This window comes from Acidovorax sp. (assembly GCF_022763525.1).
In the GTDB taxonomy this organism is placed as follows: Bacteria; Pseudomonadota; Gammaproteobacteria; order Burkholderiales; family Burkholderiaceae_C; genus Acidovorax.
The window spans coordinates 1-10,818 of the sequence record NZ_JALEGG010000101.1; the positions used below are offsets into that span (position 1 = coordinate 1).

Sequence of the window (10,818 nt, forward strand, 5' to 3'; positions counted from 1 at the left end):
CACCCGATGCTCATGGCTTCCATCATCGACCAGCTCAGCACGAAGGGGTAGGTGAGGTAGACGTGGGCGGTGGACACCTGCATCAGCTGGGTGAGCAGATGGTGCGGCAGCTTGCCGACAAAGTGCACCCGCTGGGGGTCGATCCGCGCGGCCACCTCTGCATGGAATATCTGGCGCCACGTTGTTCCCGCCGGTGCGGCGGCCCCGTAGCTCGTGCCGCTGCCGCCCACGATGACGACGTGCGCATTGGGGCGCCGTGCCAGCAGTTCGGGCAGCGCCCGCATGAAGATGTGATAGCCCCGGTACGGCTCCAGCTCGCGGGCAACGAACGTGACGACCTCGTCCTCGGCCCGCAGCGTGACACCCGCATTGCGCAGGGTGACCTGGGCCGTGGCCGATGGGGCAAAGCGTCTCGTGTCGATGCCGTCATGGATCACCTCGATCCTGTCGCGCAGCGGGGCGGGGTGCCGGTCGCGTTGGAACTGCGTGGGCGATACCCCGCGATCCGCATGCACCAGGGCATGCATGAGGTGCAGGTTTTTGGTCTGCAGCCTTCGCCCAGCCCCCTGGCTCGGGCGGGTGAATTCCGGGTCGAAGTTGGAGTCGCCTCCAACCGATTGGTAGAAGTACTCGGCGTACACCAGCAGCCTGGCGTCCGGAAACACGTCCTTGACATAGAACGCCTCGCCCCAGCCGGAATGGGCATAGACCACGTCGGGCGCATAGCCCTGCTGCTTCAGGCCTTCCAGAACGCGAGCCACGGCCTCGCCCCGGACCATCTTGTTGCGCAACTCCAGCAGCGCCGCATCTTCCGGCGTGCCAGCCTGTGCCTGCAATGCCTGTGGCTGGTACATGAGTACCTTCACGCCGGGCAGCGCAGCGGTGGGGCGGTTGATCGCCAGCGCCAGCACATCGTGGCCCTGGGCCGCCAGGGCGGGGGCCAGGTGCCTGAACTGGCCGGGGAAGTTCTGGTGGATGAACAGGATGCGCATCGTGGGTTCGGTGGTCGGGCCGGGCCGGACAGCGGGCAGGAAGTCGTTATCGGCGAGGGCGTGTCAGTGCCGGGCCTCTGCCTGGCGCTTCTGCTCGCGCAGCATGAAAAGGTACAGGCTCTCGACCTTCTCGCGCGCCCACGGCGTCTTGCGCAAGAACTTGAGGCTGGAGCCCACGCTGGGGTCGATCTGGAAGCAACGGATGGGAATCTGCCGCCCCAGCTCATCCCAGCCAAAGTAATCGGCCAGGCCCACCACCATGGCTTCCAGCGTCACGCCGTGCAGGGGGTTGCGGGGCTGGGCGGGCTTGCTGGCCGGCGGTGCAGGGGGCGGGGTCTCTGAGGTGCTCATGCCTGCAAGCATACAGACTGAGAACGTGGTGAGGATACGCCCCGACCTGCGTGCGGCCCCACTCGCACGCAGCGGGCTTGACTCCACCATGCCTCCGTGGAACTGGCTTTGCCAGGCACGGGTGGCGTCCCCCTCTGGGGATGCCGCGAAGCGGCTCAGGGGGGATTCATGCCATCCGCTGCAGATGCGTCTCGCGCTGGAACAACTCGGCCGCCCAGTCCACGAACGCGCGGACCTTGGCACTCAGGTGGCGGTTGGGCGGGTACACCACGTACACGGGCAGCGGCGGCTGCGTCCATTCGGGCAACAACTGCACCAGCGCGCCGCTTTGCAGGTGCGGCTGTGCCTGGAAGCTGGTGATCTGCCCGATGCCCAGCCCCGCCAGCACGGACGTTACATAGGCGTTGGCCTCGTTCACGCTCAATTGGTAGGGGCCGGTGATGTCGATGGATTCCGCACCCTGGACGAACTCCAGTGGGTAGTGCCGCCCGCTCTGGGGCGAGAAGTAAATGACGCTGGCGTGCTTCTGTTCGATCTCCAGCGGATGGCTGGGAACGCCCTTGCGGGACAGGTAATCGGGCGAAGCCACGGTGATGAACTCGAGGTTGCCTACACGCCGCGCAACCAACGACTGGTCGCTCAGCTCGCCCCCGCGGATCACGCAGTCCACGTTGTCGCCGATCAGGTCGACGATGCGGTCACTGACCCCCAGGTCCAGCTGGATGTCGGGATAGCGGGCATGAAAGTCCGCCAGGTTCGGAATGATGAGCAACTGCGCCACCGAGGTGCCCACGTCCACGCGCAGCCGGCCGCGCGGGTTGGCGCGCGCGTTCGTCATGCTGGCCTCGATATCGTCCAGATCGGTGAGCAGGCGCACGGTGCGGTCGTAGTAGGCAGCGCCGTCGGGCGTCACCGTCACGCGGCGTGTGGTGCGGTTGAGCAGCTTCACGCGCAGGCGCTCTTCCAGCGCCTGCACATGCTTGGTCACGGTGGCCTTGGGCAGGTTGAGCGAATCCGCCGCCCGGGTGAACGTGCCGGCCTCCACCACCCGCACGAATATGCGCATGGCCTGTATCTGGTCCACGGCTTCTCCTTGAATCTGTCTGGCAGCACCCACCAGTGGGTGCTGAAGAATTCTCACACGGCATTCGCGGGGTGATTGTTGAGCGTTTGGAAACAGTGCGGTGGTGTTTGGCCTGTTTATCCCGCGGCCGCAAGCCACTACATTTCATCCATCGTCAACCGACCTGCCACCACCCACGGGGTACATGCCATGCAGCCCGACCGCCCAGATTCAACCACGCCCGCGCCGCAGCCTGCAGCGCCCTCGACTTGCGCCGACACCACCATTGCGGTGGCCAAGGGCCAGGATGTGGCGGTGCGCATGTACGGACGCAAGAGGGCTGGCGCGACTTCGCCCGTGGTCGTGCATTTCCACGGTGGCGCGTTTGTGTCGGGCGATCTGGACAACGGCTGCACCGTGGCCAAGCTGCTGGAGGAAGCCAGTGCGGTGGTGGTTTCGGTCGCTTACCCGCTCACGCCCTTTCCCCAACCGGTGGAGACGGGTTATGACGTCCTCAAGTGGGTGCATCGCAATCGCGTCAAGCTGGGGGGGCAGGGGGCACTGGTCTACCTGGCGGGCGAAGAAGCCGGAGGCAACCTGGCCGCTGCGGTGGCGCTGATGGCGCGCGACCAGGCCCACCCGCCGCTGGCCGGGCAGATTCTGCTGTCGCCCATGCTCGACCCTTGCGTAGGGACGGCCTCGCTGCGCGAAGCCACTGGCGGCGCCACGGGATGCAAATGGACTGAGGGCTGGCGCAATTTTCTGCGCTGCCCGCGCGATGCCGAGCACCCCTACGCGGTTCCGGCGGGGGCACACCGGCTCGCGGGGCTACCCCCCACGCTGATCCTGGTGGGTGACACCGACCCCATGCGCGACGAGGCCTTGGCCTATGCCGCGCGGCTGGAGGCCGCCGGGCTTCCGGTCACGCGCCATGTGTTTTCCAAGAACCCCCAGTGGCCGGATGCATTGCTGCAAGCGGGCCAGCACGAGTGTCCTTGTGCTGCAGGGGCGATCGAGCAGTTCCGCCGGTTCTTCGAAGCCACCCGATGTCCGGTGCCTTCCTAAACGCGCCGTCCGCGCCGGCCGCAGAAAGTCGTTGACCTCAACTTTGGTTGAGGTTTGATACTGCGGCCTCACCGCCAGCTACCTGTTTCAACGTTGCTTTTTTCCGGCCTGATCGCGCCGGAGGGAGAAGCGTTGCCCATGGATTTTTGCCCTCCTGCCGCGAACACGCGGGCGGCAGGTGGATGCCATTGATGTCAACGATAGATACGGAGGAAATCACAGCATGAACGACTTGTTGGACCACTTGCCAGCCAGCCTGGGCTGTCACGACACGCCGTGCTGCCGCGTCTTCTGACGTCGGCTTGCGCATGGCCCGGCGGCGCGCTGCCCGGGCCTTGACTTTGTCACGGTGTCATTCCCCAGACTGCCGTTTCGTCCTTGGCCTCCGCGTTGACCAGCACCTTCCGCGCAACACCAACGCACCGGGCCGCAGCAGAAAACTTCCACTGGCTCGCCCCACCAGGGCAGCCTGAACGATTGATATGACCATGAACTTCCATTCCCTCTCCAAAAGCCGCCCGCTGGGCTTGGCAACCCTCGCGACAGCCGTGACCGCCACCGTGGCCGCAGCCATCCTGGTTTTCCAGGCGCCTGTTGCGCAGGCCGACGCCACCCCTGCCGCGCCCCCGGCCATGCCCGTCTCGGTGGCACCCGTGCTGCAAAAGGACATCGCCCTGTGGGACGAGTTCTCGGGCCGGCTCGAGGCCGTGCAACGTGTCGACGTGCGACCGCGCGTCTCGGGCGCTGTGCAGGCCGTGCACTTCCGCGAAGGCTCGCTGGTCAAGCAAGGGGACCTTCTGTTCACGGTGGATCCCGCCCCCTACGCCGCCGAAGTCGACCGCGCCGAGGCCCAGGTGGTGGCCGCCCAGGCCCGCGTGTCGTACACCCGCAGCGAGCTGGAGCGCGCCACGCGCCTGCTGGAAGACAAGGCCATTGCCCAGCGCGAGCACGACGAGCGCCAAAACGCCCAGCGCGAGGCCGACGCCAACCTGCGCGCCGCCCAGGCCGCCCTGCAGACCGCCCGGCTGAACCTCTCCTACACCCAGGTGCGCGCGCCCATTGCGGGCCGGGTGGGCCGCATCGAGGTCACCGTGGGCAACCTGGTGGGCTCGGGCGCGGGCGCCCCGGTGCTGACCACGCTGGTGTCGGTAAGCCCCATCTACGCCAGCTTCGACACCGACGAGCAGATCGTGGTGAAGGCGCTGCACGACCTGCAAAGCGGCTCCAAGGGCCAGAGCGCGCGCCAGCTCATCGAGCGCATTCCCGTGCAGATGGGAACCGGCACCGTGGGCGGCACGCCGCACACCGGGCGCCTGCAGCTCATCGACAACCAGGTGGACGCCAAGAGCGGCACGGTGCGCGTGCGTGCGGTGTTCGATAACGAGGACGGCGCCCTGATCCCCGGCCAGTTCGCCCGCATCCGCATGGGCCAGGCGCGCGAAACCCAGGCGCTGCTCATCAACGAGCGAGCCGTGGGCACCGACCAGAACAAGAAGTTCGTGATGGTGGTGGGCGAGGGCAACAAGGCCGAGTACCGCGAGGTCACCCTGGGTGCGCCGATTGACGGCTTGCGCGTGGTCACTTCGGGCCTGAAGGCGGGCGAGAACATCGTTGTCAACGGCCTGCAGCGCGTGCGCCCCGGCGCCGTGGTGGCGCCCCAGCCCGTGCCGATGACCGCCAAGGCCGAACTGGCCAGCGACCCCAAGGAAGCCAAGAACAACACCAACAGCAGCAAGTCGCCCGCCGCCTGAGCGGAAGCGATAGCAGGAATTTGCATCCATGAACCTTTCCCGCTTTTTCATCGACCGCCCCATCTTTGCCGGGGTGCTGTCGGTGCTCATCTTCCTCGGGGGGCTGATCGCGCTGCGCGGTCTGCCCATCTCCGAGTACCCTGAAGTCGCGCCCCCCTCCGTGGTGGTGCGCGCCCAGTACCCGGGCGCCAACCCCAAGGTGATCGCCGAGACCGTCGCCACGCCGCTGGAGGAATCCATCAACGGCGTGGAAGGCATGCTCTACATGGGCAGCCAGGCCACCACCGACGGCGTGATGACGCTGACGGTGACGTTTGCCCTGGGCACCGACCCCGACAAGGCACAGCAGCTGGTGCAAAACCGCGTCTCGCAGGCCGAGCCGCGCCTGCCCGAGGAAGTCCGCCGCCTGGGCGTGACGACCGTGAAGAGCGCGCCGGACCTGACCATGGTGGTGCACCTGGTCTCGCCCAACAACCGCTACGACATCGACTACTTGCGCAACTATGCGGTGCTCAACGTCAAGGACCGCCTCGCACGCATCCAGGGCGTGGGCCAGGTGCAGGTGTTTGGCGGGGGTGACTATTCGATGCGCGTGTGGCTCGACCCGCAGAAGGTCGCGCAGCGCGGCCTCTCGGCCAGCGACGTGGTGTCCGCCATCCGCGGGCAGAACGTGCAGGCGGCGGCCGGCGTGGTGGGCGCATCGCCCGGCCTGCCCGGCGTGGACCTGCAGCTGTCCATCAACGCCCAGGGCCGACTGCAGACCGAGGAAGAGTTCGGTGACATCATCGTCAAGACCGGTGCCGACGGCGCCGTGGCGCGCCTGCGCGACATCGCACGCCTGGAGCTGGGCGCGGCCGACTATTCGCTGCGCTCGCTGCTCAACAACGACCCGGCCGTGGGCATGGGCGTGTTCCAGGCGCCGGGCTCCAACGCACTGGACATCTCGGCCAACGTGCGTTCCACCATGGACGAACTGCAGAAAAACATGCCCGAGGGCGTGGAGTTCCGCATCGCCTACGACCCCACGCAGTTCGTGCGCGCCTCCATCAAGTCCGTGATCCAGACGCTGCTGGAGGCCATCGCCCTGGTGGTGATCGTGGTGATCCTGTTCCTGCAGACCTGGCGCGCGTCCATCATCCCGCTGCTGGCCGTGCCGGTGTCGGTGGTGGGCACGTTTGCCGTGCTGCACCTGCTGGGCTTTTCGATCAATGCGCTGTCGCTCTTCGGCTTGGTGCTGGCCATCGGCATCGTGGTGGACGACGCCATCGTGGTGGTGGAGAACGTGGAGCGCAACATTGAGGCGGGCCTGACCCCGCGCGAGGCCACCTACCGCGCCATGCGCGAGGTGAGCGGCCCCATCATCGCGATTGCGCTGGTGCTCACGGCCGTGTTCGTGCCGCTCGCCTTCATCAGCGGGCTCACGGGCCAGTTCTACCGGCAGTTCGCCGTGACGATCGCGATCTCCACCGTGATCTCGGCCATCAACTCGCTGACCTTGTCGCCCGCACTGAGCGCCTTGCTGCTCAAGGGCCACCACGAGCCCAAGGATGCGCTCACGCGCGGCATGGACAAGGTGTTTGGCGGGCTGTTCCGCGGCTTCAACCGCGTGTTCCATCGCGGTTCCGAGGCCTACAGCGGCGGCGTCAAGCGCGTCATCGGCCGCAAGGCGCTGATGCTGGCCATCTACCTGGCGCTGGTGGGCGTGACCTGGGGCCTGTTCAAGGCAGTGCCCGGCGGCTTTGTGCCTGCGCAGGACAAGCAGTACCTGATCGGCTTTGCACAGCTGCCCGACGGCGCCACGCTGGACCGCACCGAGAACGTGATCCGCCGCATGGGCGAGATCATGAAGGAGAACCCGAATGTCGAGGACGCGATTGCCTTCCCGGGCCTGTCCATCAACGGCTTTACCAACAGCTCCAACGCCGGCATCGTGTTTGCCACCCTCAAGCCCTTTGCCGAGCGCACGCGCGCCGACCAGAGCGGCGCCGCTGTCGCGGGGCAGCTGAACCAGGCGTTCGGCAGCATCCAGGACGCGTTCATCGCCATGTTCCCGCCGCCCCCCGTCGCGGGTCTGGGCACCACGGGCGGCTTCAAGCTGCAGATCGAAGACCGCGCCTCGCTGGGCTATGAAGCCATGGACAACGCCGTGAAGGCGTTCATGGGCAAGGCCTATCAGACGCCGGAGCTGGCGGGCCTGTTCACCAGCTGGCAGGTCAACGTACCGCAGCTGTACGCCAACATCGACCGCACCAAGGCGCGCCAGCTGGGCGTGCCGGTGACGGACATCTTCGACACGCTGCAGATCTACCTGGGCAGCCTCTATGCCAACGACTTCAACCAGTTCGGCCGCACCTACAGCGTGCGCGTGCAGGCCGATGCGGCCTACCGCGCGCGGGCGGAAGATGTGGGCCTGCTCAAGGTGCGCTCTGCCACCGGCGAGATGGTGCCGCTGTCGGCGCTGATGAAGATGGAGCCCAGCTTCGGCCCCGAGCGCGCCATGCGCTACAACGGCTACCTGGCAGCCGACGTGAACGGCGGCCCCGCGCCCGGCTATTCATCGGGCCAGGCGCAGGCGGCCATCGAGCGCATCGCCAAGGAGACGCTGCCCCAGGGCATCACCTTCGAGTGGACCGAGCTGACCTACCAGGAGATCCTGGCCGGCAACTCCGCCGTGCTGGTGTTCCCGCTGGCCATTCTGCTGGTGTTCCTGGTGTTGGCCGCACAGTACGAAAGCCTGACGCTGCCGATCGCCATCATCCTGATCGTGCCCATGGGCATCCTGGCCGCGATGACGGGCGTGTGGCTCACCAAGGGCGACAACAACGTGTTCACGCAGATCGGGCTCATCGTGCTGGTGGGGCTCTCGGCCAAGAACGCGATCCTGATCGTGGAGTTTGCGCGCGAGCTGGAGTTTGCCGGGCGCACCCCCGTGCAGGCCGCCATCGAGGCCAGCCGCCTGCGGCTGCGCCCCATCCTGATGACCTCGCTGGCCTTCGTGATGGGCGTGCTGCCCCTGGTGCTGTCCACCGGTGCTGGCGCCGAAATGCGCAGCGCCATGGGCGTGGCGGTGTTCGCCGGGATGATTGGTGTGACGGCTTTTGGCCTGTTCCTCACGCCCGTGTTCTACGTGGTGCTGCGCAAGCTGGCGGGCAACCGGCCGCTGGTGGAACATGGCACGCACGTGGCGCCCATTTCGCACGCGCCCGGCAGCGGTGGCATCGCCCACCCGGTGCTCGCCGCGCCCCGCAAGGACCACGAGTGATGCCTCACTACATGGCCAAGGCTTTGATGCCCGCCCTGAACGCCGATCCCGCCGCGCTGCCCGATGCAGCAGCGGGGTCGGCAGGAGACCAACCATGACCGAATTGCTGATGAAGAACCCGAACGACTTGGCCCCCGCCGTGCGCAAGCGCAGCCTGCTGGCGCCCGTGGCGGCCGCCCTCGTACTGGCCGGCTGCATGACCCAGCCGGTGATCCCCGCACCGCACGCCGGTGTGCCCGTGCCCACCAGCTTTAGCGCAGGTGGCGATGCGCTGCCCACCGCCCCCTGGACAGTGGCTCCTCCGGCCGAGGCCCTGCCGCGCGGCGAATGGTGGCTGGGCTTTCAGGACGCGGTACTGGCCGACCTCGTGCAGCGTGCAGCCACGGCCAACACGAGCATCCAGCAGGCTGCTGCACGGCTGGCCGAGGCGCGCTCGCTGCTGCGCTCGGCTGATGCCGCACGCTCGGTGCAGGTGGGCGCCTCGGCCGGCGTGTCGCGCCAGGCGGGCGCCAGCAGCACCGGCAGCGCCACGCCTTCCACGCTGGGCACGGCCGGGCTCAATGCCTCGTATGAGCTGGACCTGTTCGGCCGCCTCTCGCAAACTAGCGATGCCGCACGCCTGGACGCCGACGCGCGCGAAGCGCTGCTGCAAAGCACGCGCCTGATGGTGCAGGCCGATGTGGCCCAGACGTATCTGCAACTGCGTGCGGTGCAGGCCGAGCAGGTGCTGGTGCAGGAAAGCCTGGCAGCCTACCAGGACACGCTGCGCCTGACCCAGCGCCGCCTGCAGGCTGGCGACGTGGCTGAGCTGGATGTCGCCCGTGTGCAGACCGAAGTGGCGGCCACGGAGTCTGAAGCCCTGGCCTTGCAGCGCCAGCAGGCCTTGCTCACCAATGCGCTCGCCGTGCTGGTGGGCGAAGTCGCAAGCACCTTCGCCCTGCCTGCAGCCACCGGCGACGCGGCTCTGCCCGTGATCCCGCCGGGCGTGCCTGGCACGGTGCTGGCCCGCCGCCCTGATGTCTCCGCCGCGCAGACGGCCGTGCTGGCCGCCCAGGCCCGCGTGGGCGTGGCGCAGAAAGCCTGGTTCCCGGCGGTGACGCTCACGGGCAATGCGGGGCATGCATCGCCCGAGCTGGGTGATTTGTTCAAGTGGTCGGCCCGTGCCTGGGGCGTGAGTGCGCTGCTGTCCTTGCCGATTTTTGACGGCGGCCAGCGCGATGCGCAGATTGAGGGCGCCAAGGCCCGCCTGGAGGCTGCGCTGGCGGACCATCGGGGACAGGTGCTCAACGCGTTTCGTGACGTGGAGGACCAGTTGACTTCGCTGCGTCTGCTGTCTGGCCAAGCCGAGGCGCAAGGGCGGGCGGTGACTGCGGCGCGGCGGGCTACGCAGTTGTCGGATGCGCGGTATCGCAATGGCTTGGTGAGCCAGCTCGAGTTGCTGGACGCGCGGCGCAGCGAGTTGCGCAATCGGCGGCAGGCGCTGCAGGTGCGGACGGCGCAGTATGTGGCGACGGTGGGGTTGATTCGGGCGCTCGGTGGGGGGTGGGGGGATCAGCCGGTTGTGAATGTGGCGCAGGTGTCGCCGTAGTTTCTTGTGTGCTTTTGGCCTCTGGCGCTTGTCTGGAAAGCGCTAGCAGCTATTGTTTTTGTAGTTTTGGTCATTCTGTCCGTTTAGTCTGAGCTTGCCTATCCTGAACTTGTCGAAGGGGTGAAACCGGGGCGCTGCTCGCAAGCTTGCTGATGGGCAGCATGCCTATGCAGAGGGCGGGAGCCGGGTCTCGGCCCGGCGGCCGAGGTACTTGTTCTTTGCTTCGCCAAAGAAAAGTACCCAAAAGAAAGGCGACCCCCAGTCTGCGACCCCTGCGCTGCGCTACGGGGCAAACCTGCGTCGGGGCGGTTGCGGGGTGCGCCGCGGAACTCACTGCGCGCTTTCAGCGCTCCGTTCGGACAACCGCGGCGAGTCAGATTACGAAGCACGGGCGCTAGGGCGCCCGTGCTACCCCGCAACCGCCCCGCCGCAGGCGCAGCCAGCAGGGGTGGGACAGCCGGACAGCCCTTCGGGCCATCGCTGCGCTCGGCCCCGCCTTCGCGGGCGCAAGCGCCACGCGCTGCGAAAGCCAGGCCGAGCGCAGCGCAGCGCAGCAATGGCCCGTGTGGATGTCCGCTCCCCGGGTTCCCTTCAGGATGCGCCGAGGAGCGCAGCGGGCGGGGTGGCCTGTGCGCCGCAGGACACACAGGCTTCGTGAACTGACTCGCTGCGGTTGTCCGAGCGGCGCGCGCAGCGCAAAGCGAGTTCCGCAGCGCACCCCGATCGCGAGCACCGCAGGTTGCCCG

General features: G+C 67.5%; 7 protein-coding genes. 4 read left to right on the forward strand and 3 right to left on the reverse strand.

What is annotated here, in order from left to right:
- The 3 genes from MRY84_RS07905 to MRY84_RS07915 all read right to left on the reverse strand — a co-directional run.
- A partial coding sequence (locus MRY84_RS07905) for a glycosyltransferase (protein ID WP_291505183.1) occupies window positions 1-992 on the reverse strand: 992 nt, incomplete at its 3' end.
- A gap of 63 nt (window positions 993-1,055) precedes the next feature.
- Complete coding sequence (locus tag MRY84_RS07910; protein ID WP_291505184.1) at window positions 1,056-1,343, reverse strand: VF530 family protein; 288 nt, start codon at window positions 1,341-1,343, stop codon at window positions 1,056-1,058.
- 166 nt (window positions 1,344-1,509) lie between these two features.
- Window positions 1,510-2,427, reverse strand: a complete 918-nt coding sequence (locus tag MRY84_RS07915; protein ID WP_291505185.1) for a LysR family transcriptional regulator — start codon at window positions 2,425-2,427, stop codon at window positions 1,510-1,512.
- 189 nt (window positions 2,428-2,616) lie between these two features.
- Between MRY84_RS07915 and MRY84_RS07920 the strand changes: the two genes are divergently transcribed.
- From MRY84_RS07920 to MRY84_RS07935, 4 genes are all read left to right on the forward strand, one after another.
- Window positions 2,617-3,471 carry an alpha/beta hydrolase gene (locus MRY84_RS07920; RefSeq protein WP_363317502.1) on the forward strand — a complete coding sequence of 285 codons (855 nt, stop codon included), beginning with the start codon at window positions 2,617-2,619 and terminating at the stop codon, window positions 3,469-3,471.
- Between the two features lie 488 nt (window positions 3,472-3,959).
- Complete coding sequence (locus MRY84_RS07925) at window positions 3,960-5,222, forward strand: efflux RND transporter periplasmic adaptor subunit (protein ID WP_291505186.1); 1,263 nt, start codon at window positions 3,960-3,962, stop codon at window positions 5,220-5,222.
- Between the two features lie 28 nt (window positions 5,223-5,250).
- Window positions 5,251-8,484, forward strand: a complete 3,234-nt coding sequence (locus MRY84_RS07930) for an efflux RND transporter permease subunit (protein ID WP_291505187.1) — start codon at window positions 5,251-5,253, stop codon at window positions 8,482-8,484.
- 94 nt (window positions 8,485-8,578) lie between these two features.
- A complete protein-coding gene (locus MRY84_RS07935) occupies window positions 8,579-10,072 on the forward strand; it encodes an efflux transporter outer membrane subunit (protein ID WP_291505188.1) in 1,494 nt (497 codons plus the stop codon).
- Window positions 10,073-10,818 lie beyond the last annotated feature (746 nt).